Genomic DNA, 15,620 nt, shown 5'->3' on the forward strand with positions numbered 1-15,620 from the left:
CGCTTAGCTCCTCGTCGCCTGAGCTTGTTGTAAAATAGCCAGCACCAGCTGCTGAAAACTGTAACCTGCTGCTTTTGCCGCCATCGGCACCAGCGATTTCTCAGTCATACCCGGTACAGTATTCACTTCCAGCAAATAGTGCTGTCCGGCCTGATCCAACATTAAATCAACACGGCCCCAGCCACTGGCGCCTACCGCTTTAAAAGCGGCTAGGGCACTTTGCTGCATAGCCGCAGTGAGCTCAGCGGTCAGTGGTGCCGGGCACAGATATTCAGTGCTATTGGCCTGATATTTGGCTTCGTAATCATAAAACGCGCGCGGCGTGCGCATTTCAACTATCGGTAATACCTGCTCATTTAAAATAGCGATGGTAAATTCCCGACCGTCAATCCAGCGTTCAACCAGCACTTCCTGATCATATTGATGGGCGGTGGCGATAGCAGCGGCCAGCTCTGCCGCATTGCTGGCTGCACTCATGCCAATACTGGAGCCTTCGTTGGCGGGCTTAACCATCACCTTACCACCGAGTTGCTGTAACATAGCGGCGTAGTCGGTATCGTCGGGGCGCACGACCAAAAACGGTGCTGTTGGCAAACCTTGCGCCTGGAATAACCACTTACAACGGATCTTATCCATTGCCAGCGCTGAGCCCAGTACACCACTACCGGTATAGGGTAACCCCAGCTGCTGCAAGGCGCCTTGCATGGTGCCATCTTCGCCACCGCGACCATGTAATACGATAAAGACCTGATCCGCTTGCAAACTCGATAACGGCTGCTCTTTCGGGTCAAAGGCAAAGGCATCAATACCGGCGTCCTGTAGTGCCGACAATACCGCCTTACCGGAGCGCAGTGATACCTCGCGCTCAGCTGAGCGGCCACCAAACATCACGGCAACTTTTGCATTCTGGCTCATTGCGCAGCTCCCTTGGTTGCTTTTAACTGTTCAATATCTAACTGCATGGCGGCCAGCTGCTTCACCAGGCTGCCAATATTGCCGGCGCCTTGCGTCAGAACGACATCACCATCCTGTAATACTTCAGCCAGGCTGGCGGCCAGATCGGCTGGCTGGGCGACATAAATCGGTTCCAGTTGCCCGCGCGCACGAATAGAGCGCGCCAAACTGCGGCTATCTGCACCGGGAATGGGGGCTTCACCAGCCGCATAAACTTCGAGTAGTAACAGCGTATCGACTTCAGACAGCACCCGGGCGAAGTCATCATAGAGATCCCGGGTTCGGGTATAACGGTGTGGCTGATAACACATCACTAAGCGTCGCTGCGGCCAAGCACTGCGCACGGCAGCAACGGTTGCCGCTACTTCGGTTGGATGATGGCCATAATCATCCAGTAACAATACCTTGCCACGGCCGGTTTCAAATTCGCCGTACTGCTGGAAGCGCCGGCCAATGCCTTCAAATTTACTCAGTGCTGCCAATATAGCCTGTTCAGCAATGCCTTCATCCTGTGCCAAAGCAAAGACTGCCGTGGCATTTAACGCATTATGCCGACCCGGTAAATTCAGACTGATTTCTCGCTGATTACCAGCTGGATCGGTGATCAGAAACTGGCTACGGGTACCCGTTTGGCTAAAGTCGCTAATTTGATAATCAGCATCGTCGCTAAAACCATAGGTTAAGACCGTACGACCAATACAAGGGATCAGCTGCCGTAATACCGGATCATCAAGGCAAACTACGGCCAGACCATAGAAAGGTAAATTATGTAAGAACTCCATATAGGTGGCTTTGAGCTTTTCAAAGTCGCCCTGATAGGTATCCATATGGTCCGCTTCGATATTGGTAATCACGGTTGCCATCGGCTGTAAATGCAAAAAGGAAGCGTCGCTTTCGTCGGCTTCAGCAATCAGGTAACGGCCAGCACCTAAACGGGCATTAGAGCCCGCTGAATTTAATAATCCACCAATCACAAAGGTCGGATCGGCGCCGGCTTCAGCGAAAACAGAGGCCATTAAACTGGTGGTCGTGGTTTTGCCGTGAGTTCCGGCGATGGCGATACCGTGGCGAAAGCGCATTAACTCCCCGAGCATCTCTGCACGACGCACTACCGGGATGCGCAATTCACGCGCGCTGCTCACCTCTGGATTATCGGCTTTAATGGCGCTGGATACCACGACAACGCTGGCACCCTGAATATTCGCCGCAGTGTGGCCGATAAAAATCTCCGCCCCTAACCCCGCCAGCCGTTCTGTTACCGCACCTGCGGCAATGTCTGAACCACTGACTTTATAACCTTCATTAAGCAGCACCTCGGCAATACCGCCCATACCGGCGCCGCCGATACCGACAAAATGAATCCGTTCAACCCTGCGCATCGCCTGCTTTTTCTGCTGGAGTGTCGTAATCATACTACTTGTCCTGTTACTTGCTGGCATAACGTCACGACCTGCGCCGTAGCATTATCCAGTGCCAGTGCTCTGGCTTTATTTGCGCGCTCGGCTAAGCCGGCCTTGTTGTGCATAAATTCGGCTAAAATAGGGACTATGCCCGGCGCCATCAGTTGATGCTGGGGTAATAACCAACCCGCATCGTGGCTGGTCAGCGTTTTGGCATTGGCCGTTTGATGATCGTCAATCGCTGTCGGCAGTGGTACAAAGATCGCCGCAATACCCGCGGCAGCCACTTCACTAACAGTGAGCGCCCCAGCACGGCATATTACCAAATCTGCCCAGCGATAAGCTTCCGCCATATTTTTGATAAAGGCACATACCTCTATTTGCAGCCCCTGCTCACGCAGTGGCTGATAGGCGTTATATACTTGCTGATACATGGCATCACCGGTCTGATGTTTTACCGCCAGTACGCCTTGGTGTGCTAACGCAATCAGTTGTGGTGGTAGTTGCTCATTCAGCGCCTTTGCTCCCAAGCTTCCACCAACAATTAATATTCTGAGCTCAGCATTAACCGGACGCTGTTCACGACAGCCGATCACTTCTTTACGTACTGGATTACCCACCAGCTGCTGCTTGACGGAGCTGGCGAAAGCCTCAGGGAAGGCCACCATGATTTTTTCAGCAAAACGTGCCAGTAGCTTATTGGTGCTGCCCGGCACGGCATTTTGCTCGTGGATCAAAAGTGGTATGCCGCCAAGCCAGGCAGCGAAGCCTCCCGGCCCACTGGCATAACCGCCAAAGCCAATCACCAATTGCGGCTTTATTTGCTTAATAATCTGACGCGCCTGCCATACTGAACGCAGTAACATAAAGGGCGCTGCCAACTTTGCGCCTAATCCCTTACCACGTAAACCAGCTACCTTAATACTGTAAAACGGATAACCAAACTCCGGCACCAATTGTGCTTCCATTCGATCTGCAGTCCCCAGCCACGCAATATCCCAGCCGGCTTGCTGCAGCGCGTTAGCTACCGCCTGAGCCGGAAAAATATGCCCACCGGTTCCTCCAGCCATAATTAGCGCCAGCGGCTTAGTCATGCTTACCTCCGCTAACCGCTTGCTTACCCTGCAACCGCACCTCAAAATCAATCCGTAACAATAGTGCGGCAGCCATTAACATGATAATTAAACTACTGCCACCATAACTGACAAAGGGTAATGTCATACCCTTAGTTGGCATCATGCCGCTGGCCATACCGGCATTGACCGCTGTTTGAAAGCCAATCCAAATCGCCAGGGCGTAGGCCATAAAACCGTGAAAACTCATGCCTTTTTGCAAAGCCCGATTACCCATCATCAGCGCCCGAAACACCATCAGGAACAACAAACAAAGCAGCATGGCAACACCAAAGAAGCCGGTTTCTTCACCAATAACGGAGATAATAAAGTCAGTATGCGCTTCCGGCAGATACTCAAGTTTCTGAATACTGTTGCCCAGCCCCTGTCCGGACCAGCCGCCGCGGCCAAAGGCCATCAAGGATTGTGTTAACTGATAGCCACTGCCAAAGGGATCAGCCCAAGGATCAAGGAAGGCAGTAACCCGTCGCCAGCGGTACTCGCTATAGAAAATTAACACCGCTATTGACGCCAGACCGGTCAGGATCAGGGCAATAAACTGCCATAACTTAGCGCCGGCCAAAAACAGCAAAACCACCGCCGTCGCAAACATAACGATTACTGTTCCCAGATCCGGTTGCATTAACAGTAACACTGCCACCACAAACAGCATGATTAAAGGCTTCAAAAAGCCCATCAAGTTTTCCCGTACTTCTTCATGCCGGCGCACCAGATAACTGGCCAGATAACAAAAGAAGAACAGTTTGGCCGGTTCGGCCCCCTGAACGTTTATCGGCCCCAGTGCCAGCCAACGGGTGGAGCCATTGACGTTTTTACCAAAGAGTAGTACTGCAACCAACAGCGCCAGGGCGGCAAATAGCAGCTGCATATTATAGTTATGCCAAAAACTAATCGGCAGCCGGGTGACCACATAAGCGGCGACAAAGCCGATACCCATATAGATTAGGTGGCGCACGGTAAAATGGAGTGGATTACCGTATAAGCGCTCCGCAACCGGAATGGAGGCACTGGTCACCATGACCAGACCAAAGGCCAATACCAGTAGTAATGCTGTCAGGAATACATTATCAAAAGTGCCCTGGTCTTTACTTTGCCACCAGCTATCCAGACGGGGTAACGGATTAAAGCGACTACCTAACAAGATAGCTTTCATGGCTTTAACTCCCGCACTGCGGCAGCAAATTGTTCGCCCCTGTCAGCATAGCTTTTAAACATATCTAAACTGGCACAGGCTGGTGATAACAGCACCATATCACCAGCTTTCGCCAGTTCGGCAGCGGCTTTCACCGCCTGTTGTAGTGTTTTCACCTGCGTACTATTTGGCATTAACGCAGCAATAGCTGGACCATCCTGCCCCAAGGTGATCAAATGCTGCACATCACGCAGCAGCGCAGGTTGCAACTCAGTCAGATCAGCCCCTTTGGCATCCCCACCGGCAATCAGGATCAGCTTACCTTCAACACTGCTGCGCAGTCCGGCCAGCGCAGCCAGGGTTGCGCCGATATTAGTGCCCTTGGAGTCGTTGACCCAGCGCACACCCTGCCGCTCCAGCACCAGCTCGCAACGATGCGCCAGGCCGCGGAAAGTTTTTAACGTAGTAGCAATGGCTTCGCGGCTTGCTCCTGCCGCTAAAGCCAGAGCCGCTGCAGCCAACGCGTTAAACTGGTTATGTTTGCCAAATAAACTCAGTTCAGATAGCGGTAACAGTGGTGCACCGGCGACCAGCAGATAATCCTGTTGCTGGTAGTGTACTATGCCATAGCCACTAGTATTGTCCTGCAGGCTTAGACCAAGCCGCGGTCCTGAGCTGGTGGGTAGCGTCAAGCTATCAGCAGCGTTATAGACCGCCAGCGCGCTATGTTGATAAATACGTTGTTTGGCAGCGGCGTAATCGGCCAGATCCAGATAGCGATCCAGATGATCGGCACTAACATTTAGATTGGCCGCGGCAACTAACTGTAAATGCTCAGTCGTTTCCAACTGAAAGCTAGATAGCTCCAGTACATAGACTTCTGTATCGCCTTTGCTTAATGCATCCAATACCGGCAAGCCAATATTACCTGCCGCCAACGCATTAATTCCGCTTTGCTGTAACATTGCCTCTGTCAGCTTGGTCACAGTTGATTTGCCATTGGAACCGGTGACGGCCACAGCAGGCTTAGTATTGTAGCAAGCAAATAGCTCAACATCGCCGATAATACGTGCGCCCTGCAACTTGGCAAAACGCAACGCCGGATGTTTTACCGACAACCCCGGACTCACGATGATCAGCTCCATTTGTGCCAGCCGGTTGGCATCCAGCTCACCTAAATAAATACCGTCAACTTTCTCTGCTGCGATCTGCTCCAGTCCGGCCGGTTGCTTACGGGTATCCATTAGTACCGGCTTAATACCTTTTGACAGCAAAAAACGCACCGTAGCCAGACCTGACTGGCCCAACCCAACAACAGCGATTCGTTTTGCGGTCAATAAGTCTTGCATAGGCTCTTATCTCAGTTTCAGGGTGGCTAAACCCACCAGCACAAAGATGATCGACAGGATCCAGAAGCGCACAATCACCCGAGGTTCTGGCCAGCCTTTTAATTCATAGTGGTGGTGGATTGGTGCCATCCGGAAAATCCGCTGTTTGCGCAGTTTGTATGAACCGACCTGCAGGATCACTGACAGCGTTTCCATCACAAAGATACCGCCCATAATAAACAACACGATTTCCTGGCGGACTAAAATGGCAATTACCCCCAGCACCGCACCCAGTGCCAATGAGCCGACATCACCCATAAACACCAGCGCCGGGTAAGTGTTAAACCAGAGGAACCCCAAACCAGCACCAATTAACGCGGCGCAAAATACGACCAGCTCCCCGGCATAAGGTAGGAAAGGAATATTCAGATAGCTGGCAAAGTTCACATTACCGCTGGCATAGGCAATAATGGCAAAGGCACCGGCCACCATAATAGTCGGCACTATGGCCAGACCATCCAGACCATCGGTCAGATTAACGGCGTTACTGGTGCCGACAATCACAAAATAGGCCAACGCAATAAACAGTAAGCCCAGCTGTGGCATCACCTCTTTGAAAAAAGGCAATAGCAGCGCAGTTTCTGCCGGCCGCTCAGCCGTGGCATAAAGGAAAAACGCGGTTAACAGCGCAAATACCGACTGCCAGAAGTACTTCCAGCGCGCGATCAGCCCCTTGGGATCCTTGCGGATCACTTTGCGGTAATCATCAATAAAGCCGATGGTGCCAAAGCTGACCAGCACAAACAGCACCACCCAGATGTATTTATTGCTCAGGTTGGCCCATAGCAAGGTCGAAATCAGAATTGAACCCAGGATCAACAGTCCGCCCATCGTCGGGGTGCCTTTCTTCGAGAAATGGCTCTCCGGACCGTCATTGCGTACTACCTGCCCAATCTGCATCCGCTGCAAGGCGGCGATCAGCTTGGGCCCAAGATAAAGGCTGAGTAACAAGGCGGTTAATACGCCCAAAATCGCCCGGAATGTCAGATAACTGATCACATTAAAGGCACTGATATACTGCGTTAAATACTCTGCTAACCACACTAACATGGCTGAGTCTCCTGCTGACAACGTTCTAGCAAGTCCTGTACAACCTTTTCCATTCTCGCGCTGCGTGAACCTTTCACCAGGAGCGTAACGTCTTGTTGACCGGCAATGATTGGTAGCAAATGCTCGACCAGCGTTTGCTGTTGACTAAAATGGGCACCAGTAACTCCAAAGCGGTCACTGGCGCTCTGTGATAACACACCAACAGTGAATAACAGATTAATACCGGCTTTTTTGGCGTAATCGCCAATCTGTTCATGGTATAAACGGGCGTCAGCACCCAACTCACCCATATCACCGAGTAACAAGCCGCGGAAGCCCGAATAGCTGGCCAGCAAGTCAATGGCCGCTTTCACCGATTCCACATTCGCATTGTAGGTGTCGTCAATAATTTTCAGACCGGCTTTGGGCGTCAGCAAATTAGTACGGCCTTTAACCGCTTGCATCCCGAGCAGGCCGCGCTGTACTTGCCGTAAATTCAGGCCCAGTCCGAGGGCTGCAGCGGCGGCAGCCAGCGCATTAGCGACATTATGCCGGCCGGGGATTTTCAGCTGGATTTGCTCATTGCCCTGCGGGCTATGTAACAGAAAATGCGCACAACCACTGGCATCCAGACGAATGTCAGAGGCATGAAAATCTGCTGCCGGATTTTGTAAACTAAAGGTCTGGCAGGCTTGCTGTCTGACCTGCGCCAGCCAGTAATCGCTAAAATCACTGTCCAGTGACACTACGGCGCTGCCGGTATCGGTTAAACCACTGTAAATTTCTGCTTTAGCACGGGCCACGCCATAAACATCGCCAAAGCCCTCCAGATGCGATGCGGCGGCATTGGTGATCAAGGCGACATCCGGCTTCACCAGCGCCGTGGTATAAGCTACCTCGCCGGGATGGTTGGCCCCCAGTTCAAGTACCGCATATTGGTGTTCCGGTGTTAACCGCAATAGGGTCAGGGGCACACCAATGTCATTATTAAAATTACCCGCCGTCGCCAATACCGGCCCTTGCTGGCTTAGGATCGCGGCCAGCATTTCTTTTACCGTGGTTTTACCGGCACTACCGGTAATCGCCACCGTTTTTGGCGCCAGCCGTTGTTTCAGGGCCGCGCCAATCTGCCCCAAAGCTATGCGGCCATCCGGTACCAGAATATAAGGCAGGGCAACCGGCGGCTGTTGATTGCAAATCAGCGCTACCGCACCCTTTGCCGCCACCTCAGCTAAAAACTGATTGCCATCAAAATTCGGGCCCTTTAACGCCAAAAACAGCGCTGTACCTTCCAGGGTGCGGCTGTCGGTGCTGATGCTTTCAATCAGCCGGTCTTCGCCGACTAATGGGGCCTGCAGAATGGTTGCCAACTCGGATAAATGGAGCGGGATCATAGGGCCATCTCCCGTTGCAGCTGCTGCACATAGGCGCGTTCGTCATAGTGCAGCGCAGTCTGGCCAATAATTTGCTCGGTTTCATGGCCCTTACCGGCAAGCAGCACTATGTCGCCAGCCTGAGCCTGTGCCACTGCTAACTTAATGGCAGAACGGCGATCCGGCTCCAGTACATAACAGTGATCATTACTAAAGCCGGCAGCGATATCCTGCAATATCTGCAGCGGATCTTCGGTACGCGGGTTATCCGAAGTCAGAATCACATGATCAGATAACAGCTCAGCAAGTTGCCCCATCAAAGGTCTCTTGCCTTTGTCGCGATCACCACCACAGCCAAAGACGGTCCACAGATGGTTACTGCAGTGGGCGCGCAGCGCCAGTAAGGTTTGCCGCAATGCATCCGGGGTATGGGCATAATCGACTACTACAGTGGCGCCGGTTTTAAACGGAAATTGCTCCATCCGCCCGGCGACAGCTTTCAGCTTGGCGGCTGCCTGTAACAGTGCGGCTAATGGCTGCCCCAGCGCCTGCAGACAACGTATCGCCGCCAGCGCATTCTGCACATTAAATTCGCCTAGTAGCGGTAATTGCAACTGATAATGCACACCGTCAGCCTGTAGCTCGCAGTAAATGCCTTGCTCATTTGGCGCCGCGCACTGATAGGTCAGAGCGGCAGGGTCGTTACAGTCCGCGGTTTTGCCATAAGCAAACACCGGGATCTGGCAATTGGTGGCATAGATGCGACCGGTTTCATCAGACAGATTCAGCACCGCCAACCGGCTTTGCGCTTGTTGAAACAATAATGCTTTAGCCTCAGCATAGGCCTGCATACTACCGTGATAATCCAGATGATCCCGGCTCAGGTTAGTGAAGACGGCGGCCGCGAACTCCAGGCCGGCAACCCGCTGCTGCACTAAGGCATGAGATGACACCTCCATCGCCACCAGACATACACCACTGGCCAGCATTTCGGCGAAAATCCGCTGCAAATCAACAAAGTGCGGCGTGGTATTTTTTAATGGCGTTAATTGCTGCCAGGAACCATAGCCGAGGGTACCGATAATGGCGCTTTTCAGTCCAAGCTGCTCTGCCAACTGCGCGATAAAACTGCAGACCGAGGACTTACCATTAGTGCCGGTCACTCCCACCAACGTCAGCTGTTGTTGCGGGTGACCATAGAAACTGGCTGCCAACTCGGGTAACACTGTATTCAGCTCGGGTAATACCTGAATCCGCGGATCGCTGTAACTACCGGTATGGGTAAGTACCAGGGCTGCGCCTTGTGCCAGCGCCTGACTGATAAAATGCTGACCATCGGTATGGGTACCCGGCAGGGCAATAAAGACATCATTTGTTTGCACCTGACGGCTATCAATGCGCAAATCCGCCAGTGTGCACTCCGGCACCTGGGGGCACTGCGCTGCTAACCAGACTTTACTGTTAACCGGCATTTTGTGTACTCCTTACGGCAGAGATCCTGGGCCGGCTTTGCGCATCCGGCGGTAAGTTCAGTAACTGCATGGCAGCACCCATAATCTGGGAAAATACCGGGGCCGCGATTTCACCACCGTGGTAGAAATCACCGGCCGGCTCGTTAATCACCACCACTGTTACCAAGCGTGGATTACTGATTGGGCCAACACCGGCAAAGGAGGCGATATAGTCATTACCGTAACCACCAGCGACGGCTTTACGGGCAGTACCGGTTTTGCCACCGACGCGGTAACCCGGAATTTGTGCCCGGGTTGCAGTGCCGCCGGGCGCAATACTGCTTTCCATCATTTCTAACATCGCCAGCGCATATTCTTGTTTTAATACCCGCTCACCTGGTTCAGGCTGCTCCACTTTGAGAATGCTCAGTGGCCGGTTGACCCCGCCATTGCCAATGGTGGCATAGGCTCTGGCCAGCTGTACTGCAGTGACGGATAAGCCATAGCCATAAGAGAAAGTAGCGCGTTCAAAATCAGACCAACGCTGACGGAAACTGAAAATACCGCTGCTCTCGCCGGTTAGGCCGGTGCCGGTATCCTGGCCCAGGCCCAGATTACTGTATAAGCCAATGACATTTTGATGCGGGATCTGTAACACCAGACGGGCCACGCCCATATTACTGGACTTTTGAATGATACCGCCCAGGCTCAAGCTGCCATAGTTATTCGGATCCCGCACCCAGCTTCCGCCAATCCGCATTACGCCGGGGCTAACATCGACCATGCTATCCAATTTGGCGTTGCCAAATTCCAGCGCACTGAGTACCGCCAGTGGTTTCATCGTAGAACCGGGCTCAAAGGTATCGGTGATGGCGCGATTGCGGAAACGATGCACCGGCGTATTGCGGCGGTTATTCGGGTTAAACGACGGGCTGTTGACCATCGCCAGGATCTCGCCGGTATGCACATCGACCACCACGGCAGAACCGGATGCCGCACCATGCGCCAGCACGGCTTTTTTCAGCTCGCGATAAGCGACCGCCTGGATCCGCTGATCGATACTCAGCACAACATCCGCCGGCTCCTGTGACGCCTCACGCTCCAGCACTTCAATTTCGCGGCCTTTGGCGTCTTTACGAAACACCTTGCGCCCCGCGGTACCGGTTAGTAAGTCGTTAAACCGCTTCTCGATACCCTCAACACCGACATCGTCAATATTGGTAAAACCAATCAACTGCGCTGCAACTTCTCCCGCCGGATAAAAGCGCCGCGATTCCTGACGGAAGTGAATTCCAGGCACCTTTAATTTGCGCACATACTCCACTACGGCAGGATTTACCTGACGCTGCAAATAGACAAAGCGCCGACTCGGGTTATCACCAATCCGCTGTAATAATTGTTGCGGCGTCATTTGCAGAATTTCAGCCAGCGCATGCCAGCGCCGTTCATCGGCTGCGGCATTGCGTTCGATCACTTCTTTCGGATCGGCCCAGATCGCCTCCACCGGCACGCTGACCGCTAACGCCTGGCCATGCCGATCCAGGATCATGCCGCGCATCACCTTGTCGGATTCAATCCGTAAGGTACGCAAATCGCCCTGAGTGACCAGCATGTCCGGCTCCAGCACCTGTAACCAGGCAGCCCGGGCAACCAGCGCCACAAAGACCGCGCTTAAGCTGAGCATCACAAAAGCAAACCGCCAACCCAACACTGTCGGCTGCTTCCTGGTTTTTGCCTGGGCTTTCGCTACGGGCCGCTTCATGGTTGCCTCACCGTGATATCCCGATTGCCGCTCGGTCTTTCCATATTCAGTTGCCGGCGGGCAATTTCTTCCACCCGGCTATGCTCGGCCAGCGCCCGCTGCTCCAGCAACAGGTTGCGCCACTCGGTATCCAGCTGATCACGCTGCTGGTAATTCTGATCCTGCTGGATCGTTAATTGCCGGTTTAAATGCGCCATCTGCACCACGGCCAGGCCGGTTAACACACAAGCCAATAACAACAACAGCACCAGCTTGCGCTGCTGCCATTGTTGTCTGATTTGAGTAGATAACCGGATCTCGCTCATCAGCCAGTCCTCTCAGCGATCCGTAGCACCGCACTACGGGCGCGCGGGTTGACCGCCAATTCAGCATCAGATGGCATGATGGCCTTGCCGATCAGTTTTAAAGGCACCTCTTGTTGCAGCTGGGCATTCGTCAGCGGCAAACCACGCGGTACCGCTTCAGGCTTGGAATGACGCCGCATAAACTGTTTCACCAGCCGATCCTCCAGCGAGTGAAAGCTAATAACACACAGGCGGCCACCGGGCTTTAGTGCCGCCATAGCGCCCTGCAGTGCCAGGTTCACTTGCTCCAGCTCACTGTTGATATAGATGCGGATAGCCTGAAAGCTGCGGGTAGCCGGGTGCTTTTTCTCTTTGGCACTTTTGGGAACCGCGCGGCTAATCAGGTCAGCCAGCTGGCCGGTACGGGTTAACGGCTGCTCGGCGCGGCTATTAACAATGCTGTTGGCAATGCGCCAGGCAAACTTTTCTTCGCCATATTCACGCAACACAAAACTGATATCTTCAACATCAGCACTGGCTAACCACTCGGCGGCTGACAAACCACTGGTCGGATCCATTCGCATATCCAGTGGACCGTCACGCATAAAACTAAAACCACGCTCGGCTTCATCCAGTTGTGGGGAAGAAACGCCAAGATCCAATAAAATACCGTCAATTTTGCCAAAAATAGCCAGAGATTCGGCAATGTTCGCCAGGGCGGCAAAGGGGCTGTGGGTGATATGAAAACGCGCATCAGCTTGCAGTGGGGCTGCGGCAGCGATGGCGGCAGGATCGCGATCTATGGCATACAGCCGGCCTTGCGGGCCCAGCTGTTTCAGGATTTCCCGGCTGTGACCACCGCGGCCGAAGGTGCCATCCAGATAGATGCCGTCAGCCTTGATCGCCAGGCCTGTCAACGTTTCCGCCAACAGTACCGAAATATGCTCAGTTGTGGTCATTTACAGTACAAAATCCTGTAAGCGTTCGGATAACTCCACCGAGCCAGCTTGCGCCTGTTCCAGCTCAATATCAGCGGCCAGACGGTCTTGCCAGGTGGTTTCATCCCAGATTTCAAATTTATTGAGTTGGCCCACCAAACGGATATTTTTGCCCAGGCTGGCATGCTGCCTTAAAAAGGCTGGCAGCAGGATCCGGCCGCTTTTATCCATATCGCATTCGGTGGCGTTACCCAGCAAAATGCGCTGTAAACGGCGCTCCTGCGGGTTCAAACTGGAGAGTGACTGCAATTTTTCTTCGATTTCTTCCCACTCTGCCAGCGGAAACAGTAATAAACAGGGATCATGCAGGTCGATGGTACAGATCAATTGCCCCTGATTTTCAGACAAAAGGCGGTCGCGGTAACGCGCTGGCAGCGCTAACCGGCCCTTGTCATCTAATGTCAGTGTGAATGATCCACGAAACATCGTTGTTTGCCTGTATTAAGTGTTAACGGTCGTTAAAGTGGCGCTCAATGGCGTGGCAGTGACACCTTAGTTATCGCACTAAGCGCGTTCTGCACTCCAAAATGATCCACAATTACCCACTTATCCCCACAATGAGACAGTTTAGGGTGCCACTTCGGCACCTGTCAAGGTAAAAACAGCATCACAGATCGAATAAGATCCCGCTAATTTCGCGGCTTGGAGGAAGTAAATGATTTAGTGGGAAATTAAATCGCTGCGGCAACGGAATAGTGAAACTTGCTATTGCGGAATAAATTATTCAATATAAAACCTCTGTCCAGACTGGCCAGCACATTATGAGGCGCCACCCGATGCTTAGTCTGTTGAAAATAAAAGGAATGTTAGACCAACTTTCTGCCAGCGAGCGTAAGTTGGCAGACTTTATTCTGGATAACTCCAACCTGTTACGTGACTATTCGTCACAGCAACTGGCGGATGCGGTTGGGATCAGCCAGTCCAGCGTGGTGAAATTTTGCCAGAAACTGGGTTATAAAGGCTACCCCGATCTAAAGCTGGCGATCACGGAAGCGGTGGTCACTGCCACCACCCTGCAACGGGAAGCACCGGAAAATAATGCTGAACTCAGTGGCCTGGCGCAGTTAGCGGAGCAACTGCAGCAGAGTTTATGGCAAGGCCTGCGCGGCTTGCTGACCATCAACCCGGAAAGCCGGCTGCAGCAAGCGGCCAAGTTGTTACAACAAGCCCGGCAAATTCTGTTGGCTGGCAGTGCGCATTCCGCGGTAGTCGCGGCTGATATGCAAAGCCGCTTACTGGAGCTGGGTAAACTGGCGCTGTTTCACAGTGATCCGGCGGTCAGTTTACAATTGGCCCGCACCCTGCCCGAGGGCAGTATCGTACTGCTGATTTCTGATAGTGGTGAGAATGCAGATTTACTGCGGCTGGAGAAATATGCCAAACGCCGGCAATTGCAGATCATCTCCCTGACACGTTTTCAAACCAGTGCGCAAAGTGCGGTGGCTGACGTGACCTTATTTACATTGGATACCGCAACCGATGAACATTTGGCGCGGCTGGTCACCCAGCAAGCACAGCAGCATCTGTGTCATTTACTCTATTTGTTACTCTGCCAAAGCCCCAGTTACCGCCAGCATATTACAGAGCACAATAAATTGCTGGCGTTGCTGGAAAAGAGTTAGTTTAACCACTCCAGGCCATCAATCGCAGTCACGCCCAGACCCGGCGCATCACCTATGGTGATATCCGGGCCGTTAAAGTTCACACTGCAATGCACCGGATTAAAGGCACAGAGCGAGGGCCCATCCAGATCGACCTTGGTAATCACATCAGCTTTCGCCACCGCAACATGTACCGCCGCTGCGACACTAATACTGCTTTCCAGCATACAGCCAATCATGCACTGCATATCGTAGAAGGAGCAAATATCGGCGATCTTAATGGCGTTGGAGATACCACCGGTTTTCATCAGCTTAATATTGATAATATCGGCGGCCCGCATCTTGATAAGCTCAATCACCTCGCGCGGGCCAAAGCTGCTTTCATCGGCCATCACCGGCGTATGTACCCGCTCGGTAATATATTTCAGTCCTTCCAGATCGTAATATTTAACCGGCTGCTCCACCAGCTCCAGCCGCACCCCGGCATCCTCCAGCTTATGCAGCGCATAGACAGCTTCCTTGGCAGTCCAGCCCTGATTGGCATCCAGCCGGATCAAGGCTTTGCCGGCCACCGCGTTATAAATGGCTTTTACCCGCTCTATATCGACGCCAATATCCTTACCCACCTTAACTTTCAGGGTTTCAAAGCCATTGGCGACCGCATCCAGTGAATCCGCGACCATCTTATCAATGTAATCGACACTGATGGTAATGTCGGTGGTCAGCCGCGGCACGCCACCGCCGAGCACCTTATACAGTGGCGCCTGATAGGATTGCGCGAACAAATCATACACCGCCATCTCAACAGCCGCCTTGGCGCTGTAATTTTTCATAATACAGCCTTGGATCAGCCGGATAATGTGATTTAAATCACTAATCTCCTGCCCCAACAGCTTGGGTTTGATCACGGTACGGATCGCTTCGATGATGGAGCCATGAATATCACCGGTGATCACCGCCGTTGCCGGTGCCTCTCCATAGCCCAGATGGCCGGTATCGGTTTCTACCACCACCACCACATCTTCAATCTGATTCACTGTCCGCAATGCCGTTTTGAATGGCGTCTTTAGCGGCACCCGTAGCATGCCCAGCCGGATATCGGTAATTTTCATGCG

The 15,620-nt window shown here is 52.9% G+C and carries 14 protein-coding genes; 1 reads left to right on the plus strand and 13 read right to left on the minus strand.

Annotated elements, in window-relative coordinates; all coding sequences use genetic code 11:
* Window positions 1–3: 3 nt before the first annotated feature.
* Genes AJE_RS07045 through mraZ form a run of 12 tightly spaced genes read right to left on the minus strand, consistent with a single transcriptional unit; the run spans window position 4 to window position 13,330 of the window.
* A complete protein-coding gene (locus AJE_RS07045) occupies window positions 4–915 on the minus strand; it encodes a D-alanine--D-alanine ligase (RefSeq protein WP_008950271.1) in 912 nt (303 codons plus the stop codon).
* On the minus strand, window positions 912–2,366 hold the full coding sequence (gene murC / locus AJE_RS07050; protein ID WP_008950272.1) for a UDP-N-acetylmuramate--L-alanine ligase: 1,455 nt from the start codon (window positions 2,364–2,366) through the stop codon (window positions 912–914). Before murC ends, AJE_RS07045 begins: the two co-directional genes overlap by 4 nt.
* Complete coding sequence (murG, locus tag AJE_RS07055; RefSeq protein WP_008950273.1) at window positions 2,363–3,448, minus strand: undecaprenyldiphospho-muramoylpentapeptide beta-N-acetylglucosaminyltransferase; 1,086 nt, start codon at window positions 3,446–3,448, stop codon at window positions 2,363–2,365. Before murG ends, murC begins: the two co-directional genes overlap by 4 nt.
* Window positions 3,441–4,640, minus strand: a complete 1,200-nt coding sequence (gene ftsW / locus AJE_RS07060) for a cell division protein FtsW (protein WP_008950274.1) — start codon at window positions 4,638–4,640, stop codon at window positions 3,441–3,443. The genes murG and ftsW overlap by 8 nt, the downstream gene beginning before the upstream one ends.
* Window positions 4,637–5,968: a UDP-N-acetylmuramoyl-L-alanine--D-glutamate ligase gene (gene murD, locus AJE_RS07065; protein WP_008950275.1), complete on the minus strand. Its 1,332-nt coding sequence runs from the start codon at window positions 5,966–5,968 to the stop codon at window positions 4,637–4,639. The genes ftsW and murD overlap by 4 nt, the downstream gene beginning before the upstream one ends.
* A gap of 6 nt (window positions 5,969–5,974) precedes the next feature.
* Window positions 5,975–7,057 (minus strand): phospho-N-acetylmuramoyl-pentapeptide-transferase, encoded by a 1,083-nt coding sequence (gene mraY / locus AJE_RS07070; protein ID WP_008950276.1) that lies wholly within the window; start codon window positions 7,055–7,057, stop codon window positions 5,975–5,977.
* Window positions 7,051–8,430 (minus strand): UDP-N-acetylmuramoyl-tripeptide--D-alanyl-D-alanine ligase, encoded by a 1,380-nt coding sequence (locus AJE_RS07075; RefSeq protein WP_008950277.1) that lies wholly within the window; start codon window positions 8,428–8,430, stop codon window positions 7,051–7,053. Before AJE_RS07075 ends, mraY begins: the two co-directional genes overlap by 7 nt.
* On the minus strand, window positions 8,427–9,881 hold the full coding sequence (locus AJE_RS07080) for a UDP-N-acetylmuramoyl-L-alanyl-D-glutamate--2,6-diaminopimelate ligase (protein ID WP_008950278.1): 1,455 nt from the start codon (window positions 9,879–9,881) through the stop codon (window positions 8,427–8,429). The genes AJE_RS07075 and AJE_RS07080 overlap by 4 nt, the downstream gene beginning before the upstream one ends.
* On the minus strand, window positions 9,871–11,622 hold the full coding sequence (locus AJE_RS07085) for a peptidoglycan glycosyltransferase FtsI (RefSeq protein ID WP_008950279.1): 1,752 nt from the start codon (window positions 11,620–11,622) through the stop codon (window positions 9,871–9,873). Before AJE_RS07085 ends, AJE_RS07080 begins: the two co-directional genes overlap by 11 nt.
* Entirely contained in the window at window positions 11,619–11,927 is a 309-nt protein-coding gene (ftsL, locus tag AJE_RS07090; protein WP_008606716.1) for a cell division protein FtsL, read from the minus strand. The genes AJE_RS07085 and ftsL overlap by 4 nt, the downstream gene beginning before the upstream one ends.
* Window positions 11,927–12,865, minus strand: a complete 939-nt coding sequence (gene rsmH / locus AJE_RS07095; protein ID WP_008950280.1) for a 16S rRNA (cytosine(1402)-N(4))-methyltransferase RsmH — start codon at window positions 12,863–12,865, stop codon at window positions 11,927–11,929. The genes ftsL and rsmH overlap by 1 nt, the downstream gene beginning before the upstream one ends.
* Entirely contained in the window at window positions 12,866–13,330 is a 465-nt protein-coding gene (gene mraZ / locus AJE_RS07100; RefSeq protein WP_008606714.1) for a division/cell wall cluster transcriptional repressor MraZ, read from the minus strand.
* 350 nt (window positions 13,331–13,680) lie between these two features.
* Here mraZ and AJE_RS07105 point away from each other — a divergent pair, with 350 nt between their 5' ends.
* Window positions 13,681–14,526, plus strand: a complete 846-nt coding sequence (locus tag AJE_RS07105; RefSeq protein WP_008950281.1) for a MurR/RpiR family transcriptional regulator — start codon at window positions 13,681–13,683, stop codon at window positions 14,524–14,526.
* Here AJE_RS07105 and AJE_RS07110 read toward each other — a convergent pair.
* Window positions 14,523–15,617, minus strand: a complete 1,095-nt coding sequence (locus AJE_RS07110; protein ID WP_008950282.1) for a dipeptide epimerase — start codon at window positions 15,615–15,617, stop codon at window positions 14,523–14,525. The two genes, AJE_RS07105 and AJE_RS07110, sit on opposite strands and share 4 nt — an antisense overlap.
* Between the last annotated feature and the right edge of the window lie 3 nt (window positions 15,618–15,620).

This window comes from Alishewanella jeotgali KCTC 22429 (assembly GCF_000245735.1).
Lineage (GTDB): Bacteria > Pseudomonadota > Gammaproteobacteria > Enterobacterales > Alteromonadaceae > Alishewanella > Alishewanella jeotgali.